Source organism: Halomonas sp. TA22, from assembly GCF_013009075.1.
In the GTDB taxonomy this organism is placed as follows: Bacteria; Pseudomonadota; Gammaproteobacteria; order Pseudomonadales; family Halomonadaceae; genus TA22.
The window spans coordinates 1,058,620-1,076,127 of sequence record NZ_CP053108.1 but is presented as its reverse complement, the minus strand read 5'-3'; the positions used below and the strand labels follow the sequence as shown (position 1 = coordinate 1,076,127).

14 protein-coding genes are annotated in these 17,508 nt (G+C 64.2%); 9 read left to right on the top strand and 5 right to left on the bottom strand.

Features of this window, described 5'->3' with window-relative positions:
* Positions 1–7 precede the first annotated feature (7 nt).
* Entirely contained in the window at positions 8–1,255 is a 1,248-nt protein-coding gene (locus HJD22_RS05030) for an AarF/ABC1/UbiB kinase family protein (protein WP_208654431.1), read from the top strand.
* 74 nt (positions 1,256–1,329) lie between these two features.
* Positions 1,330–3,138 (top strand): SEC-C domain-containing protein, encoded by a 1,809-nt coding sequence (locus HJD22_RS05025; protein ID WP_208654430.1) that lies wholly within the window; start codon positions 1,330–1,332, stop codon positions 3,136–3,138.
* A 25-nt stretch (positions 3,139–3,163) separates the two neighbouring features.
* On the opposite strand, the gene HJD22_RS05020 is transcribed toward HJD22_RS05025, so the two are convergent.
* On the bottom strand, positions 3,164–4,531 hold the full coding sequence (locus HJD22_RS05020) for an MFS transporter (RefSeq protein ID WP_208654429.1): 1,368 nt from the start codon (positions 4,529–4,531) through the stop codon (positions 3,164–3,166).
* A 181-nt stretch (positions 4,532–4,712) separates the two neighbouring features.
* Between HJD22_RS05020 and rfaH the strand changes: the two genes are divergently transcribed.
* The 5 genes from rfaH to HJD22_RS05000 all read left to right on the top strand — a co-directional run bounded on the left by rfaH (position 4,713) and on the right by HJD22_RS05000 (position 7,619).
* Entirely contained in the window at positions 4,713–5,267 is a 555-nt protein-coding gene (gene rfaH / locus HJD22_RS05015; protein WP_208654428.1) for a transcription/translation regulatory transformer protein RfaH, read from the top strand.
* 90 nt (positions 5,268–5,357) lie between these two features.
* Positions 5,358–5,864, top strand: coding sequence for a peptidylprolyl isomerase (locus HJD22_RS05010; protein WP_208654427.1), 507 nt, complete (start codon positions 5,358–5,360; stop codon positions 5,862–5,864).
* A gap of 153 nt (positions 5,865–6,017) precedes the next feature.
* On the top strand, positions 6,018–6,140 hold the full coding sequence (gene ccoM, locus HJD22_RS17955) for a cytochrome c oxidase subunit CcoM (protein WP_283101568.1): 123 nt from the start codon (positions 6,018–6,020) through the stop codon (positions 6,138–6,140).
* Between the two features lie 163 nt (positions 6,141–6,303).
* Complete coding sequence (locus HJD22_RS05005) at positions 6,304–7,194, top strand: alpha/beta fold hydrolase (protein ID WP_208654426.1); 891 nt, start codon at positions 6,304–6,306, stop codon at positions 7,192–7,194.
* A complete protein-coding gene (locus tag HJD22_RS05000; protein WP_208654425.1) occupies positions 7,191–7,619 on the top strand; it encodes a hypothetical protein in 429 nt (142 codons plus the stop codon). Before HJD22_RS05005 ends, HJD22_RS05000 begins: the two co-directional genes overlap by 4 nt.
* A gap of 12 nt (positions 7,620–7,631) precedes the next feature.
* On the opposite strand, the gene HJD22_RS04995 is transcribed toward HJD22_RS05000, so the two are convergent.
* Entirely contained in the window at positions 7,632–8,117 is a 486-nt protein-coding gene (locus HJD22_RS04995) for a lytic transglycosylase domain-containing protein (RefSeq protein ID WP_248730110.1), read from the bottom strand.
* A 106-nt stretch (positions 8,118–8,223) separates the two neighbouring features.
* Complete coding sequence (locus HJD22_RS04990) at positions 8,224–9,945, bottom strand: proline--tRNA ligase (RefSeq protein WP_208654424.1); 1,722 nt, start codon at positions 9,943–9,945, stop codon at positions 8,224–8,226.
* Positions 9,946–10,106: 161 nt separating this feature from the next.
* Between HJD22_RS04990 and HJD22_RS04985 the strand changes: the two genes are divergently transcribed.
* Positions 10,107–11,165 (top strand): putative zinc-binding metallopeptidase, encoded by a 1,059-nt coding sequence (locus tag HJD22_RS04985; protein ID WP_208654423.1) that lies wholly within the window; start codon positions 10,107–10,109, stop codon positions 11,163–11,165.
* Between the two features lie 9 nt (positions 11,166–11,174).
* On the opposite strand, the gene HJD22_RS04980 is transcribed toward HJD22_RS04985, so the two are convergent.
* Together HJD22_RS04980 and HJD22_RS04975 are read right to left on the bottom strand one after the other, a co-directional pair.
* Positions 11,175–12,170, bottom strand: a complete 996-nt coding sequence (locus tag HJD22_RS04980) for an alpha-E domain-containing protein (RefSeq protein WP_208654422.1) — start codon at positions 12,168–12,170, stop codon at positions 11,175–11,177.
* A 4-nt stretch (positions 12,171–12,174) separates the two neighbouring features.
* A complete protein-coding gene (locus tag HJD22_RS04975; protein ID WP_208654421.1) occupies positions 12,175–13,629 on the bottom strand; it encodes a circularly permuted type 2 ATP-grasp protein in 1,455 nt (484 codons plus the stop codon).
* 468 nt (positions 13,630–14,097) lie between these two features.
* Between HJD22_RS04975 and HJD22_RS04970 the strand changes: the two genes are divergently transcribed.
* Positions 14,098–17,427, top strand: coding sequence for a DUF2126 domain-containing protein (locus HJD22_RS04970; RefSeq protein WP_208654420.1), 3,330 nt, complete (start codon positions 14,098–14,100; stop codon positions 17,425–17,427).
* The last annotated feature ends 81 nt before the right edge of the window (positions 17,428–17,508 follow it).

Below are 17,508 nucleotides of genomic sequence, written 5' to 3'. Positions count from 1 at the left end.
TCACCTCATGCGTGAGCGGGGCAGAACGCGAAGACTGCTGGGTCTGGGTGCTCGAACCGGGGGTGCGGTACTGCGCAGCCGCCTGGGAGGCCAGTCGGACTGGCAGGCGCTGGGCATGGCGCTCTTCGATGGCCTCTCCGAGCTCAAGGGGCCGGCGATGAAGCTGGCACAGATGATGTCGCAATGGGACGACTTGTTGCCGCCCGAGCTTGCAGGCGAGCTTGCGCGTCTGCAGCGTCAGGCCGAGCCGATGCCGTGGCCGCGTATCCGTGCCACGCTCGAGGAGGAGTATGATCGGCTCGACCGGCATTTCGCCGACATCGAGCAGACACCCTTCGCCAGCGCCTCGATGGGCCAGGTGCACCGTGCCACGACGCTTGAAGGGGAGCGCGTGGTGCTCAAGGTGCAGTATCCCGGGCTTGCCGAAGTGCTGGAGAGCGACCTGGTTCAGGTGCGGCGCCTCATGCGTCTGGGGCGCTGGCTCAAGCTGCCCCAGGCGCGCCTGGACGCGCTATTCGAGGAGTTGGCCGAAAGCCTGAGGGGGGAGCTCGACTACCGTGCCGAAGCCGCGGCGCTTACGCGTTACCGCGAGCGCTATAGCGGTTGTGACTGGTTGAGGATACCCGAACCGCTGCCGGCACTGAGCGGCGAGCGAGTGCTCGCCATGCGCTATCAGCCCGGCACGCCGCTGCGCGACATGGAGTCCGCCTCACCGGAGCGGCGCCAAGCACTGGCGGAGCACCTCGCCGACTGGCTGACCGAGGAGCTTTTCACCCATGGCGAGCTGCACGCCGACCCGCACGCCGGCAACTTCGCCTGCGATGAGCAGGGCCGGCTGGTGATCTACGACCTGGGGGCGGTGATCGCCGTGCCCGAGGCGCGTCTGGTCCAGATGCTCACTCTGCTCGAGGCGACCCTGGCTCAGGATGCCATGGCCATGGACGAGGCGCTGCTGAAGATGGGGGGACGCCAGGGGGAGGGCGCACCGCTGGCGCTCTATCGCGAATCTGCCCAGGCCATTGCACCGCTGTTCATGCCGGGGCCTCAGAATTTCGGTGACGTGCGGGTCCATCACCGCCTGCGCGAGCTGAGTCCTCGAGTCTGGTCGGCCATGGACCGCTTGCAGCCCCCCGCCGATACGCTGTTGCTGTCGCGGGCGCTCAATGGCCACTACTGGAATCTGGTACGCCTCGAGGCGCGTCTCGACATGCACGCCAGAAGCCAGCCGCTGCTCGAGTGGGCCCGTCAGCGCTGAGGATCAGGGCAATGATTCGTGAGTCCGACAATGCCCTCATGCTAGACTGACGCGATTTTCTGGCGGAGATTGCGATGCTGGCAGTATGGGTGGAACAGCTGCTGGGCTTTGCTTCCGGAGCCTTGGTGGCGATTCGTGACAATGAGCATTATCCGTCGTTCATGGCCTGGGCACGCCGACATGGCGTGGCGCACATGGGAGGCAACCTGGCCATGGCCCAGGCCCTGGCCCCCGAAATTTGGTCGCAAACCCCGCTCGAGCGTGCAGGGTTCGCCTGCGAACCGCTCGCTAGGCCAGGGCGCAACGAGCCCTGCTGGTGTGACTCGGGACGCAAGACCAAGCAGTGTTGCGGCGCGATCAGCTTGCCAGGTGCGGTACCCGCGCATCTGATGTGGATGCTCTCGCTGCGCGAGTGGAAGGGCGACACCCTCAAGGCGGCGCTGCTCAGTGGCCAGGCACCCGCCCAAGCCCTGCTCGAGGCGGGGCTGATCGCCGCCGAGAGCGGTCAGCGCGGCCGTGCCCAGCAGATTCTCGAGGCGCTGTTCGACGCAGGCGACTGGTCGAAGCTCCCCGAGCAGGCCGAACCGGCATTCGAACTGCTGATCGATCTGTATCAGGAGCGTGGCTTCCACCGCAAGCGCACCGCGCTGCTCGACGACGTTCTCGAGCATGGCCCACTGTTCCTGCGAGGCCTGGCGCTCGAGCGGCTGTGCCTGATGCATCTGGACAACGATGACCTGGCAAGCGCGCGCGAGACCTTCGTGCGTGCCCAGCAGGCGTTGCCCGACTCACCGACGCTGGCTTATATCGAGGCGATGTTGCTGCTCCACGAGGGTAATATCGAGGAGGCCGGAGAGCGTGCTCGTTTCTGGTTTCGCAGGCTCACACGTCAGGGCGATCTCGAACCCGAGCAGCTGCAGTTCCTGGCCGATCTCGCCGACAATCCCGGTGCGACCCTGGCCGAGCAGATGGTCCACTCCGAGGAGGATCTCGCCGAACCGCTGGCAGCACTGCAGGCGCTGCTCGAGGCGCTGCCCACCGCGCCGCTGCTCGACTTCCGGCGTGCCGAGGATGGCAGCCGCGAGTATCATGCCACCGCTCGCGAGGATACGCTGTTTGCCGGCTGGCAGGCGCAGTTTCAGGTGCTGGTCGACGAAGAGGCGGCGCTCGGCTTCGAGGCCGACCCCTGGCCTCATGCCGGCGAATGGCTGGTGGCGCTCTGCGCGCATCCCGAGTGGCTCGACTCCGCCAAGGTGGTGCAGGCGCTGACGCTGGCCCTCACTAGCCGCTTCGGCAGCCTGCCGTGGATGGCCCCGAGCCTGTTCGAGCCGCTGGCGGCACGCCTGGAGCGCTGGCTGACGCAACTCGACGGCATGGGCAAGGGCACCTTCGCCTGGGACGCCGCCGACAACGCCGTGCTGCTGCGCACCGGCCTTGCCTTGGTGGTGGGCATGGAGCGGGGCGCCCGCGAACGCTCGCGGGAGCTTGCCGAACGGCTACTGGTGCTGGATGAGCAGGACAGCCTGGGACTGCGTGAACTGGTGCTCGACCAGCTGCTGCGCGAGGGACAGGACGAGCGGGCGCTGGAGGTGAGCCGCCAGGCTGCCGAGACGCCCCTGCTGGGGGTACTGATGGGTCAGGCGCTGGCACTCTATCGCATGGAGCGGCATGACGAGGCACTTGCGGCACTCAACGAGGCGGCCGCGCTCAATGTCCATGCCATCGCCATGCTCTGCGATGCCAATCCGCGTCCGGTCACGCTTCCCGCCGAAACACTGCCGGAGACGGGCAGCCGGGCCGAAGCCTGGCAGTATCGTACGCTGATGCGCGATCAGTGGGCCAAGAGCCGCGGTGCCCTTGAGTGGCTTGCCATTCATCGCTGATAGGCGGCAAGCTCATTTCCAACACTCAGGCGGCGCGTGCAAGCGGCGGTGGCACCAGCTCGCGGTCGCGACTGATCCACAGTGCCAGCAGTATCGCCGGCAGTCCCAGCGCGGTGGCGATCACGAAGAACGTCGCATACCCCTGTCCCGCTACCACCAGCCCTCCGAAACCGCTGAGGAACTTGCCCGGCAGCGTCATCAGTGAAGAGAACAGCGCGTACTGAGTCGCGGTGTAGGCGCGTGAGGTCAGACTCGAGAGGAAGGCGATGAATACGGCGCTGGCCAGGCCGTTGGCCAGGTTGTCGCCGACGATGGCCATTACCAGCATCGGCAAGTTGGCGCCAGCCATGGCGAGGGCAGCGAACAGCAGGTTGGTCAGCGTGGCGGCAGCGGCCCCCAGTACCAGAATGGGTCCGATGCCGTAGCGCGCGACTAGCAGGCCGCCAAGTATCCCGCCACTGATGCTCATCGCAATGCCGAAGACGTTGGTCACGTTGGCGATGGTGGCCAGCGAAAAGCCCAGGTCGATATAGAGTGGGTTGGCCATCGAGGCCATCGCAAGGTCGCTGATCCGGAACACCGCGATGAACAACAGCAGCCACAGCGCCTTGGCCCGGTGGCGACTGAAGAAGTCGGTGAACGGGCAGACGATGGCACCGATCAGCCAGGCCCCCAGTCGCCTCAGGTTTCGCGGCTTGCCACGGCTGACGCGAAGAAAGGCGCGCACCCTGGGTTCGTGAATCAGTTGCACCGTGAGCGACGAGCGCTTGGGTTCCGGACGCACCAGTACGGTCACCACACCGATGCCGACCAGCGCCGCCATGCTCAGGTAGGCCACTTGCCAGGAGACCATCGAGGCGACATAGAGCGCACCGGCCCCGGCGGCCAGCAACCCGCCACGATAGCCGATGATGTAGGTGGAGGCCATGGCCGCTTGGATGTCGTCGTCCGCCGATTCGATGCGAAAGGCGTCGATGGCGATGTCCTGGGTGGCGGAGCCGAAGGCGACCAGCAGAGCGAAGGCCGCCACCCACGGCAGATTGTGTAGCGGGTCGAGGCTTGCCAGCCCGATGAGGCCGGCGGCGATCATCGCCTGGGCAAACAGCATCCAGCCGCGCCGCTGACCCAGCGTCCGGGTCAACAGTGGCAGGGCCAGCCGGTCCACTACCGGTGCCCAGAAGAACTTGATCGAGTAGAGAATGCCAATCCACGAGAAGAAGCCAATGGCCGCCACCTCGACGCCATCGCTACGTAGCCAGGCCGAGAGCGTGGAGAAGACCAGCAGGAATGGCAGACCGGCGGAAAAGCCCAGCAGCAACATGGTGATGACCGGCGCGCGTAAGTAGATTGCCAGGGCTGAACGCCAGCTGCGCTGCGCATGGGGCAAGGACATCGGTGAACTCCATGAAAAGGAATGTGGCGGAAGCAGCTTGGCAAGATGATAGACTAGCCGTTTCGCGTCATCAGCGTGCTAGCGAAATCAGTCCCTTGCTATTATGGCTCGTAGCACGTGGGATTGTTGCAGAGCCGTTTATTGGGCGCCAGACAAACGTCGTCACTATTCGGGGAGTACCATGAGCGAGGGAGAGCCAAACGACCTTCTGAATGACGAGACATCCGACGCTCTGCCGCGCTGGTATGCGATCCAGTGCAAGGGGGGGGAGTCCTTTCGCGCCACCGAGCATCTCTCCAATCAGGGCTATGAGGTCTTTCATCCCCTGCTGGAGGTCCAGAAGAAGCGACGCAACCGGCTGGTCTGGGTCGCCGAGCCACTGTTTCCCTACTACATGTTCATTCGCCTAGATCGCGTGGCCAGCAACTGGGGGCCAATTCGCTCGACGCGTGGCGTACTCAAGCTGGTCGGCTTCGGTGGTGAACCGCTGGCGGTCGACGACTCGCTGATCGAGACGCTGCGCCAACATGCCCGGGCGGCACGAGACGACGAGCCGGTCGCCAACGTCTACTTCCGCACCGGCGAGCCCGTCGAGATCGTCGAAGGGCCCTTTCGCGATCTGCAGGCGGTCTTCGAGGCGCAGAAGGGCGAGGAGCGCGCCATCGTGCTGCTCAACATGCTGCACAAGCAGCAGCGTCTGGAGATGCCCATCTCCCAGCTGCGCCGACACTCATGATGCCCGCAGCCTTCTGCGGCCGCAGCGTCCCTATCCTTTACTTATAACGCCCGCCGTCAGGATGGGCGCACTGTCACGGAGTCGACTCCCATGACCATAACGCCGCAACGGGTGGTCCGCCTACACTATGTACTGCGCGATGCCTCAGGGACCGTGCTTGACGATTCGCGCACTCGTCAGACGCCCCTGGAGTACCTGCATGGCCATCACAATATCGTTGCCGGGCTCGAACGTGCCCTGGAGGGGCAGGGCGAAGGGGCCAGGCTCAATGTGACGCTGATGCCCGTCGAGGCCTATGGCCTGCGCGACGAAGCGCTGGTGCAGGAGGTCTCCCGCAGCGCCTTCCCCATCGACGATTTGAGTGCCGGCATGCGCTTTCAGACCCAGGGCGATGATGGCCCGCAGATCGTCACCGTGCTCGAGGTCGGCGTAGAGCAGGTCAAGATCGATACCAACCATCCTCTGGCGGGGGAGTGTCTCAGCTACCAGCTCGAGGTATTGAGTATCCGCGACGCTACCCGGGCCGAGCTTGCCAAGGGGCACCCGTTGCCGGCCGATGTCGACCACACCCAGGTCGAGGATCGCAAGCTCCTGTGAGGCGGTGAACGGCGCAATTGCAGCGTTAATCTGACCCAGATCAAGTTCGGCCGAGAGGCGGCACCTGGCCGAGTGCCAAGTTGACCCAGGTCAGATTTTATTCCTCCATTACCGCTACAGTGGCCTCATCGCAACGCAACGGGAGGACACAACATGTACTGGGATACTGCCGTCATCTTCGGGTTGGTCACCGTTGGTCTCATGCTCGCTTTCATGGGCGGCTGGATCGGCTTCGTCATGCTCGATCACAAGCGTCACGGAGAGCGGCAGGACTAGCGAAACGCGTCGTCAGGGGAGGGGGCTGTGCCCCCTGTCGCCGGCCCAATTGGGCCGGCTTTTTTATGCCTGAACATTGGCGAAGCGCAGGGTATGCTACCTACTATGAAGAGGAACTCATACGATCCAGGAAGGAAGCGAGAGCCATGCATAGCGGGGACATATGAATCGTCGTGAATTTCTTCGCCTGGCCGGCCTTGGCGGCACGGCACTACTGCTGACGGGGTGTAATGACGACAATGGCGAGGCACTGGCCCCGGAACTTCCGCCCCAATCGGAGTGGATGGACCGCGGGCCGTTGCAGTCGCTTTTTACTCAGGTCGATGGCATCACAATGCATGCATTGGTGTCGGTCGATACGGCGCCGGACGAAGCCGCCCCCCTCATCCTCATGCACGGATCGGGGCTCTCGAGCCAGTACATGATCCCCACCGCCCGCGAGTTGACGAATGATTTCCATGTCTTCGTACCCGACATCCCCGGCTACGGCGATAGCGACGACCCCGGTGAAGTGCTCGATATTGCCCAGATGGCCGACTGGATAGTGGCCTGGATGGAGGCGATCGACCTTCCACGCGCCTCGTTTCTGGGCAACTCGTTTGGTTGCCAGGTCATCATCGAGATCGCTTCGCGCTATCCGCAGTTCGTCGACCGCTTGCTGCTTCAGGGGCCGACCACGCCGCCCGACGAACGCTCCACTTTCTGGCAGTTCGTCCGCTGGCGCCAAAACGAACCCTACAACCCGGAGATGCTTGGCGACGTCACCATCGATGATTATCGCAAGGCAGGGCTGTGGCGCATGATTCGCTCCTATATCTTTCAGGTGACCGACCCCATCGAGGAAAAACTGCCGACGATAGAGGCTCCTGCTCTAGTGATACGCGGCGAGTTCGATCCAATCACACATCAGGCCTTCAGCGAAATGATGGCAAGCCGGCTGCCTCGCGGCGAGCTGCTGGTCATCCCCGACGTGGCGCATACTCTGGTCTTTACTGCACCGAGGCAACTGGCCGATGCGACTCGCGCGTTTCTGGCACAGGGGGAGGCGGGATGAGCAAAGCACGCGCAAGGTGGATAATGATCGCCGAAATTCTGCTGCTGTTGCTGCCCTTGACGCTGCTCATGGGGCTGCTGGTGCCGCTCACGTATGTGGCTTATCCGATACCCGACCCACGGCCGATACTCATCGTTTTCGACATTGGCATGCTGTTCAAGCTCATCGGTATCGCGGCGGCCTGGCGCTTGGCATTGGCGTATCTGCGCCAAGGAGGCGAGGGGCTAAGAAAGTGCCACTCTCTCTGGTTCGTGCTGCTGATCGTGGCGGTGGCTATTGGCTTGGCAAGTACCCTCGTGGCAATCGAGCAGAGTCTCTTCTCGACACGCTATGAGGAGCGTATCGGCTTCACGCTGTTGGCTCCGGCGTTGCTTCTTGCACCGCTCGCCGGACATCTCCTGCATGGCCGTCGCAAGGCTCGGTAAGGCTTGCCTCACTCAATGCGCAAACCACCAGTGCTGGCGCCAGGCACGCATTACCCGCTCCGGATACCAGGTCTGGCCGCGACTGCCATTGTAGCGCGCCAGCGCCCGGGTCAGATCGCCTCGCTCGACCTCCAGGTAATGGGCAAGGATGGTGCAGCCATAGCGCAGGTTGAGCAGCGGGTCGCGCAGATCATCGGCGGAGCGCCCCAGTTCGGCGATCCAGAACGGCATGATCTGCATCAGCCCCACCGCTCCGGCGGAGGAGATCGCCTCGGGCTTGAAGGCGCTCTCCACTTGAATCACCGCCAGCACGATCTCCGGCGCCAGCCCGGCAAGCCGCGCTTCCTGATAGATGCGCTGCACTAGCAGCAGGCGCAGCTCGGGATCGGAGACGAAGCGCGCCAGGCGCGGCTCCATGCTGTCGATCCACTGCCGCGAGGCCCAGATCTGCTCCGGGCTGGGCGCCTCGGAGAGCACGCTCTCCAAGGTGTTGCGCAGCGCTGGAGTGACCGAATGGCGACTCTCGGCCAGCGCCGGGCCATGCCATCCCCCAAGCAGAGCGCCACCGAGCAGGACGGCCACCAAGCAGGGGGCCGCCAGGCGCTTAGCGGGCGACCTTCTCAAGTAGGAAGTCGACAATGCTGTCGGCAGGGACCATGGTCGCCTCGCTGTCGCGCCGCCCCTTGTACTCGAGTTCGCCGTTGTCGAGGCTGCGATCGCCGATCACCAGGCGGTGCGGAATGCCGATCAGCTCCTGGTCGGCGAACTTGACGCCCGGGCGGGTGTCACGGTCGTCGAGCAGCACATCGAGCCCCGCGGCGCTCAGCTCGGCATAGAGGCGCTCGCTAGTCTCGCGCACGCGCACGGACTTGTGGGCATTCATCGGCACCAGCATCACCTCGAAGGGGGCGATGGCATCCGGCCAGATGATCCCAGCGTCATCGTGATTCTGCTCGATGGCCGAGGCGACCACGCGGGTCACGCCGATACCGTAGCAGCCCATCCACGGGTGGGTTGTCTTGCCGTTCTCGTCGAGTACGGTGGCGTTCATCGACTCGGAGTACTTGCGGCCGAGTTGGAACACATGACCCACCTCGATGCCGCGCTTGATCGCAAGCGTGCCCTTGCCGTCCGGTGAGGGATCGCCCTCGACCACGTTGCGCAGGTCGGCGACCTGGGGCAGGGCGACGTCGCGCTCCCAGTTGATACCGAAGTAGTGCTTGCCGTCAATGTTGGCACCGGCGCCGAAGTCGCTCATCAGTGCCACGCTGCGATCGACGACGATTGGCATATCGAGATTCACTGGTCCCAGCGAGCCTGGGCCGGCACCCACTGCCGCGCGGATCTCCTCCTCGCTTGCCATGGTCAGCGGTGCCGCCACTTCGGGCAGGTTCTCGGCCTTGATCCCGTTGAGCTCGTGGTCGCCACGGATCAGCAGGGCGACCAACCCACCCTGGGCGGCATGCACCATCAGCGTCTTGATGGTCTTCTCGATGGGTAGGCCATGCTGTTCGACCAGTGCGGCGATGGTCTTGGCATCGGGGGTGTCGACCAGGCGCAGCTCCTCGCTCGGAGCGGCACGTTCGGGGTTCGTGCCGAGCGGCGCCGGCAGCGCTTCGGCCTTCTCGATGTTGGCGGCGTAGTCGGACTCGGTGGAGAAGACGATATCGTCCTCGCCGGAGTCGGCCAGCACGTGGAACTCGTGCGAGCCGGTGCCGCCGATCGAGCCGTTGTCGGCCAGCACCGGGCGGAAGTCGAGCCCCAATCGGGTGAAGATGCGCACGTAGGCGTCATACACCGCCTGGTAGGTGTCGAGCAGCGACGCTTCGTCGATATGGAACGAGTAGGCATCCTTCATGATGAACTCGCGCGAGCGCATCACCCCGAAACGCGGACGGATCTCATCGCGGAATTTGGTCTGAATCTGATAGAAGTTGGCCGGTAACTGCTTGTAGCTTGCGATCTCGCGGCGGACCAGGTCGGTGATCACCTCCTCATGAGTCGGGCCAACGCAGTAGTCTCGCGTATGGCGATCCTTGATGCGCAGCAGCTCCGGGCCATACTGCTCCCAGCGGCCCGACTCCTGCCACAGCTCGGCAGGCTGCACTGCCGGCATCAACACCTCCTGGGCGCCGGCGCGATCCATCTCCTCGCGCACGATGCGCTCTACCTTGCGCAATGTACGCAGGCCGATCGGCAGCCAGGTGTAGAGGCCCGACGTCAGGCGGCGAATCATCCCCGCGCGCAGCATCAGCTGATGGCTGATCACCTCGGCATCGGCGGGCGTTTCCTTGAGGGTGGAGAGCAGTAGTTGGCTGGCACGCATGGGACCGGCGGTTCCTTCGAATGATGAAAGTGTTGACTAGCTCGGCATTGTACGGTCAAGCCTGGCCAGCGGCAAAAGGGCTGCTTCGGATGCTCGCCACGCAAGGCGGTTTCGGCCATGCTAGGAGCGCAGAAGCTGGGTGATTGCCAGGAGGGCATAGTATGCATACCTATCAGTGTCGTTGCGACAATCTGCTTTTCTTCGACAATACGCTGTGCCTGGCCTGTGAGTCCGAAGTGGGCTGGTGTCCGGCCTGCAAGCGCATCGTGGCACTGATACCCCTGCCCAAGGGGGGCTACCGCTGCGCCGAGAAGACATGCGGCGCGGAACTTCTGAAGTGCCATAACTATGCGGTGGAAGACGTATGCAATCGCATGGTGGAGATGAACGGTAAGCACGAAGCCGATCTGCTGTGCGACTGCTGTCGCCACAACAAGGTGATTCCCGACCTCTCCATCGAGGGGCACCGCGAGCGCTGGGCGGTGCTGGAGAGCGCCAAGCGTCGCTTGATCTATCTGCTCGACCTGATTGAGCTTCCTCGCGGTATCGAGGGGGAGGGGGTCGAGCCGCCACTCTACTTCTCGTTCATGGCCGATTCGCTCCCCGATGCCGGGCTATGGCGACCGGTGGGCCGGAACACGGTCTATACTGGCCATGCCAACGGGCATATCACGATCAACCTCAAGGAGGCCGACGACGCCGAGCGGGAGCGCCTGCGCGTCGACATGAACGAGTCGCACCGCACGTTGATCGGCCATTTCCGCCATGAGATCGGCCACTACTACTGGGATGTGCTGGTCAAGGGGCGCGATGAAGCGGCTTGCCTCAAGGTGTTCGGCGATCATGACAACCCGAGCTATGCCGAGGCCATCGAGCACTACTATGCGCAGGGAGCGCCCGAGGACTGGGCTGAGCGGCATGTCTCCGCCTACGCCACCATGCACCCTTGGGAGGATTTCGCCGAGACCTTCGCCTTCTACCTCGATATCGTCGCCGTACTCGATACCGCCCGCGACATGGGGCTTGCACGCATTCGCTACGACACCAGCCTCGACGGCATGCTGTTCGCGTTCCAGCAGGTGGGGCTTGCCATGAACGAGATGAACCGTGAGATGGGGCTGCTCGACCTGGTGCCCGAAGTGATCACGCCGCCAATCCGCGACAAGCTTGCCTATATCGACACGCTGGTGACGCGCCAGCGTTCGTCACGCCGTTCTTGAGGCCTTGGCTCAGTCATCCTCCTCATTCTCGTTCTGGTGTGCCTGGATCTGGTGCGGCAATGGCGACTCCTCCAGATGGGGGAAGTAGCTTGCCGCAATGACATCGTGCAAGCGACTGAAACCGATCTGCAGTTCGTCGATGAAGCGGTGCAGCTCATCCGGAGAGTTGGCCAGGGCTTGTATATCGGCCTCGGCGACCTCGGCGCGCACCAGGGTGGCGGTGGCCAGGGCGCGGTCGTGGTGGGGCAGGGTTTCCAGCTCCCAGGCGAGCTCCTGCAGGCCGCGGGAGACCGAACGCGGCAAGTAGCGGTCCTGCAGCAGAAAGCGCAGGACGTCGGGCCCGCGCACCCGTACGCGAACGTTCTGGCGATACATCTGATAGGCCGTCAGCGACTTGAGCACGCTCATCCACTGCAGATTCTCGAAGGGCAGCAGGTCATCGGGATTCTTCGGCAGCAGGTTGGCCGAGCGTACATCGAGAATGCGCGTGGTCATGTCGGCGCGCTCCAGGTGCCGGCCCATCTCGATGAAGGTACGCGCCAGATCGTGGCTCATGGTGCCCTCGATAAGACCGGTCAGCGTCTGGCAACCACGGATCACATTCTTGAGAAAGGCGTCGCGTCGCCTTGGCTTGAGCCCACTCTCGGCTTGCTCGCTGATTGTCATGTAGAGCTGATTGATCTGTTCCCAGATCTCGCGGGGCACCACGTCGCGGGTAGTGCGCAGGTTCTCGCGGGCATTGCCCAGCGCGGAGAGGATCGAACCGCCGTAGCTGCGCTCGGCACATAGGAAGTGCAGCACGTTGCGTTCGTCGCGGGTGGTGTGCAGCCCGTCGTATATCTCGGCGCTGCCGGTGATGTCGATGAGCGTCGACCAGCCCAGCGATACCTCGCGGGGCAGATCGAGCAGTAGGTGGCTGCTGACGCTGATCAGGCGGGCGGTATCCTCGGCGCGCTCGATATAGCGCGCCATCCAGTACAGGTTCTCGGCGACTCTCGACAGCATGGCCTTACTCCCCCTCGGTCTCGACGATCCAGGTATCCTTGCTACCTCCCCCCTGGGAGGAGTTGACCACCAGCGAGCCCTTGACCAGCGCCACTCGTGTCAACCCGCCCATGGTCACATGGGGCTCCGGTCCGGAAAGAATGAAGGGGCGCAGATCGATATGCCGTGGCTCGGGGCTTCCATCGCAGAGCGTCGGCGTAGTGGAGAGCGCCAGGGTGGGTTGGGCCATGTAGTTGCGCGGGTCCGCCTTGATGCGTTCGGCAAACTCCTCGCGCTCGGCGGGGGTGGCGCGTGGTCCGATCAGCATGCCGTAACCGCCGGATTCGTTGGCCGGCTTGACCACCAGCTCATCGAGGTGATCGAGCACGTAACGCCGGTCCTCCTCGAACATGCACAGATGGCTGGGGACGTTGGGCAGCAGCGGCTCCTGGTCGAGGTAGTAGCGGATCAGTGCCGGGACGAAGGCGTAGACCACCTTGTCGTCGGCGACTCCGGCGCCCGGTGCATTGGCCAGTGCCACCTTGCCGTTGCGCCAGGCGCGCATCAGGCCGGGAACACCGAGCACCGAATCCTTGTTGAACGCTTCAGGGTCGAGAAACAGGTCGTCGACGCGCCGGTAGATGACATCGACACGACTCAGCCCCTCGACGGTGCGCATGTAGACGATATCGTCGTCGTCCACCATCAGGTCGGGACCCTGCACCAGCTCGATACCCATCTGCTGGGCGAGGTAGGCATGCTCGTAGTAGGCGGAGTTATAGATGCCGGGAGTGAGCAATACCACCCTGGGCTCGTCACCGGAGCGTGGCGACATGCTGGCTAGCATGTCGTAGAGGTGCGGCACGTAGTCGTCCACCGGCAGGATGCGTCCGGTGGCGAACAGCTCGGGCAGCACGCGCTTGGTGACGTTGCGATTCTCGAGCATGTAGGAGACGCCGGAGGGAATGCGCAGGTTGTCCTCGAGCACATAGAGGGTGCCATCCTTGTCGCGCACCAGGTCGGAGCCGCAGACATGCGCCCATATGCGGTGGGGAGGAGAAATACCCACGCACTGGGGGCGGAAATTGACCGACTGCGCCAATACCTCGGCGGGCAGCACGCCATCCTTCACCACCTTCTGATCGTGGTAGAGGTCGTCGATGAACAGATTGAGTGCCTCGACGCGCTGCTTGAGCCCTGCCTCGGTTCGCCGCCACTCGCTGGCGGGAATGATCCTCGGCACGATATCGAAGGGCCAGGCGCGGTCGATCATGCTGCCCTCGGAGTAGACAGTGAAGGTAATGCCCATGGTGCGGATAGCGATCTCTGCCGCCGTCTTGCGCTCGGCGAGCTCCTCCGAGTCGAATCCCGCCAGCACTTCGCACAACATCCTGGCGGCATCCCGCGGTATGCCAGGTGACACCATCAGCTCGTCGTAAAAGTCATCGCAGCGATACTGCTTCCAATCCACCTGGCGCATCGGCGTCTCCCTGTGACCGGCTCGGGCCGGACTCGTCTTGATTGAGCATAGTCAGGATGGAGCGTGGCTGCTCACCGTCGGTAACCAAAGTTTTCGATTTGCAACCATCTACTGTGCAAGCGCTGTACCAGAACCCCGCGATAGGGCGCGCTTGCCACTCACTGGACACAAATTGCCAGGCAAGCTCACCTTGACACGGCACTGATTCGCTATCGCCTGCCCCTGCGTGGTGCATGCCGCTGAGATGGCAAGAAGTAGCGAGATGGTATGGTGCAAATCGGCGCGATAGACGAGCGGCGCGAGTGAGCCCTGAGCGTCCAAGCCGGTAAAAAAGACTGTCGGCTGACGAAAATGGAACGATACTTGCCTCGTGATGAGTCTCCTTGCGCGACTGGTGCGATCGGGTTGCCACGAGAATCGGGTGCCGGCAAGGCTTGCCGGTGATCAAAGCATGCCACCGAGGCCCCTATGACCATACGCGTCGCCTTGAAGCACCGTACCTCCTATCGCTTCGACCGCCCCGTCGGCCTGTCGCCGCACATGATACGGCTGCGCCCGGCGCCGCACAGCCGCACCACCATCGACGCCTACTCGCTCAAGGTGTCGGGTGGGCCGCACTTCCTCAACTGGCAGCAGGACCCGTTCGGCAACTTCATCGCCCGGGTGGTGTTCCCGGAAAAGCTCTCCCAGCTCGAGGTCGAGGTCGAGGTCATCGCGCCGATGACGGTGATCAACCCCTTCGATTTCTTCATCGAGGAGGAGGCGGAGCAGTTCCCATTTGTCTATTCGGATTCGCTGCGCAAGGAGCTGCAGCCCTACCTCGAGGTACACGAACAGGGGGCGCTGCTGCAGGGCTGGCTTGCCGAGGTAACGCGCGACCCCGTCCCGACGGTGAGTTTTCTGGTTGAGTTAAATCAGCGGCTGCAGCGAGACATCGCCTACCTGGTACGCATGGAGGCCGGCGTGCAGAGCTGCGAGGAGACGCTTGCCAACGCCAGAGGCTCGTGCCGCGACAGTGCCTGGCTGCTGGTGCAGATCCTGCGCCACCTGGGGCTGGCCTCGCGCTTCGTCTCCGGCTATCTGATTCAGCTGGCACCGGATGTGAAGGCACTGGATGGCCCCTCGGGGCCGGAAAATGACTTCACCGATCTGCACGCCTGGACCGAAGTCTACCTGCCGGGTGCCGGTTGGATCGGCCTTGATCCGACCTCCGGCATGCTGGCCGGCGAAGGGCATATCCCGCTGGCAGCCACGCCGTCGCCGGGAAGTGCCGCGCCGATCACGGGCACGTCAGAGAAGTGCGAGGTGCAGTTCGATGTCGAGATGCAGGTGACGCGCATTCACGAGACGCCCCGTGTCACGCAACCCTATAGCGACGCCCAATGGGCCGCGATCGACGTCCTCGGCCTCCAGGTCGATCAAGTGCTGGCGGCAGGAGATGTGCGCTTGACGCTGGGCGGCGAGCCGACCTTCGTCTCCATCGACGACATGGATGGTGCCGAATGGACGGTTGCAGCCCTCGGCTCCACCAAGCGCAAGCTGGCCGGAGAATTGCTTGAGCGCTTGCGCGGCCACTTCGCGCCAGGCGGGGTGCTGCAGTATCAGCAGGGCAAATGGTATCCCGGCGAGCCGCTACCGCGCTGGGCACTGGCCTGCTACTGGCGCAAGGATGGCGTGCCGCTGTGGCGCGAGGGACGCTGGCTCGCCGACGATCGCAACGCCCCCGGCCATGGCGAGCGTGAGGCGCTGCAGTTCTCCGAGGCGTTGGTTAGGCGCCTCGGTGTCGATGCCGGCCATCTGGTGCCGGCCTACGAGGATGCCTACTACTACCTGTGGCGCGAGGGCACTCTGCCGGCCAACGTCGACCCGCGTAAGGCCGATCTGAACGACGATGCCGAGCGGCGCCGCCTGGCGCAGCTGCTGGAGCGCGGCCTAGGCGCGGTGGTGGGCTATGCGCTGCCGCTACGACATGCCAGAGGTCGCGAGCACCGCTGGGAGAGCGGGGCCTGGCCGCTCAAGCGTGAACATCTCTATCTGGTTCCCGGTGACTCGCCGATGGGGCTGCGCCTGCCGCTGGCGGCGCTGCCCTGGATCGAGCGGTCCGAGCCGGTGATCCCCGAATCGCTGTTCGCGCCTCGTGCGGCGTTGGGCGATGTGCATGGCGAGGTGGCGCGACGCTACAGCGAAATGCAGACCGCCCTTGGCGAGGAGGCCCATGGCCTGCACCATCTCTCGCCCGGGCAGAACGTGCAGGAGCAGCCGAACGCCGAGCAGGACAGCCATGACGAGGTAATCCACACCAGCCTGTGCGTCGAGGCGCGCGAAGGGCGGCTATTCGTGTTCCTGCCGCCGCTGACGCGGCTTTCGCACTACATGGATCTCATTGCGACCATCGAGAACACCGCGTCGCAACTGCGCATGCCGGTGGCCATCGAAGGTTATCCACCGCCCGCCGATCCTCGCCTCGAGAAGTTCCTGATCACTCCCGACCCCGGGGTGATCGAGGTCAACATCATGCCGGCGGCAGATTGGCCGGCGCTGGTCGAGAACACCACCATCCTCTACGAGGAGGCGCGGCAGACGCGCCTGGGGACGGAAAAGTTCATGCTCGATGGCCGTCATACCGGAACCGGCGGCGGCAACCACGTCACCCTGGGCGGCGCCACCCCCGAGGACTCCCCCTTCCTGCGTCGCCCCGACCTGCTCGCCAGCCTGGTCACGTTCTGGCAGCACCACCCGAGCCTGTCGTATCTTTTTTCGGGCATGTTCATCGGTCCCACCAGCCAGGCGCCGCGGGTCGATGAGGCGCGTCACGAGTCGCTCTACGAGCTCGAGATCGCCCTGCAGCAGATGCCGCACGGAGAGGTCGCCCAGCCGTGGCTGGTCGATCGGCTGCTGCGTCATCTGCTTACCGACATCACCGGCAATACCCATCGTGCCGAATTCTGCATCGACAAGCTCTACTCGCCGGACAGCGAAAGCGGGCGGCTGGGACTGCTCGAGTTGCGCGGTTTCGAGATGCCGCCGCACCCGCGCATGAGCCTGATCCAGATGCTGCTGATCCGTGCCCTGGTGGCGCGCTGCTGGCAGGCGCCATACCGCAAGCGTCCGGTGCGCTGGGGCACCACGTTGCACGACCGCTGGATGCTGCCTCACTATCTGTGGAGCGACCTGGGCGAGGTGATCGAGGATCTGAAGGCTCACGGCTTCGACTTCGACCTGCAGTGGTTCGCACCGTTTCTGGAGTTCCGCTTCCCGGTGCAAGGTCGCCTCGAGACGCCGCAGCTGCGTCTGGAGCTGCGTCAGGCCATCGAGCCGTGGCATGTTCTTGGCGAGGAGGCCACCGGCAGCGGTACGGCGCGCTACGTCGACTCGTCGGTTGAGCGCCTGCAGGTCAAGGTCGAGGGTCTGCATGGCGATCGCTTCGTGGTGGCCTGCAATGGCCGCCGCGTGCCGCTCAAGGTTACCGGCGGGCGCGCCGGCGAGGGGGTCGCGGGCGTACGCTACCGGGCCTGGCAGCCACCCTCGGCGCTGCACCCGCGCATCCCGGTCCATGCCCCGCTGGTCTTCGATGTGATCGATACCTGGAATGGCCGCTCGGTGGGGGGCTGCACCTATCATGTGTCGCACCCGGCGGGGCGCAACTATGAGAGTTTTCCGGTCAATGCCAACGAGGCGGAAGCGCGACGCCTGGCACGCTTCTGGACCGCAGGCCACTCTCAGGGGCCGCGAGAGGCGCCGCCCGAGGAGCCGAGTCTCGAGCTGCCGGCTACCCTCGACCTGCGCTGGCAGCCCTGAGCGTCAGTCACGCCAGCCAGAGGGGGCTGCATCGAGAATAGGCCCCGCCGGGTGGCGTTAATCAGATGATATGATACGGCC

Coding starts and splice junctions, on each gene's coding strand:
- HJD22_RS05030 (WP_208654431.1), top strand. CDS start 8: ATGCGTGAGCGGGGCAGAACGCGAAGACTGCTGGGTCTGGGTGCTCGA.
- HJD22_RS05025 (WP_208654430.1), top strand. CDS start 1,330: ATGCTGGCAGTATGGGTGGAACAGCTGCTGGGCTTTGCTTCCGGAGCC.
- HJD22_RS05020 (WP_208654429.1), bottom strand. CDS start 4,531: ATGTCCTTGCCCCATGCGCAGCGCAGCTGGCGTTCAGCCCTGGCAATC.
- rfaH (WP_208654428.1), top strand. CDS start 4,713: ATGAGCGAGGGAGAGCCAAACGACCTTCTGAATGACGAGACATCCGAC.
- HJD22_RS05010 (WP_208654427.1), top strand. CDS start 5,358: ATGACCATAACGCCGCAACGGGTGGTCCGCCTACACTATGTACTGCGC.
- ccoM (WP_283101568.1), top strand. CDS start 6,018: ATGTACTGGGATACTGCCGTCATCTTCGGGTTGGTCACCGTTGGTCTC.
- HJD22_RS05005 (WP_208654426.1), top strand. CDS start 6,304: ATGAATCGTCGTGAATTTCTTCGCCTGGCCGGCCTTGGCGGCACGGCA.
- HJD22_RS05000 (WP_208654425.1), top strand. CDS start 7,191: ATGAGCAAAGCACGCGCAAGGTGGATAATGATCGCCGAAATTCTGCTG.
- HJD22_RS04990 (WP_208654424.1), bottom strand. CDS start 9,945: ATGCGTGCCAGCCAACTACTGCTCTCCACCCTCAAGGAAACGCCCGCC.
- HJD22_RS04985 (WP_208654423.1), top strand. CDS start 10,107: ATGCATACCTATCAGTGTCGTTGCGACAATCTGCTTTTCTTCGACAAT.
- HJD22_RS04980 (WP_208654422.1), bottom strand. CDS start 12,170: ATGCTGTCGAGAGTCGCCGAGAACCTGTACTGGATGGCGCGCTATATC.
- HJD22_RS04975 (WP_208654421.1), bottom strand. CDS start 13,629: ATGCGCCAGGTGGATTGGAAGCAGTATCGCTGCGATGACTTTTACGAC.
- HJD22_RS04970 (WP_208654420.1), top strand. CDS start 14,098: ATGACCATACGCGTCGCCTTGAAGCACCGTACCTCCTATCGCTTCGAC.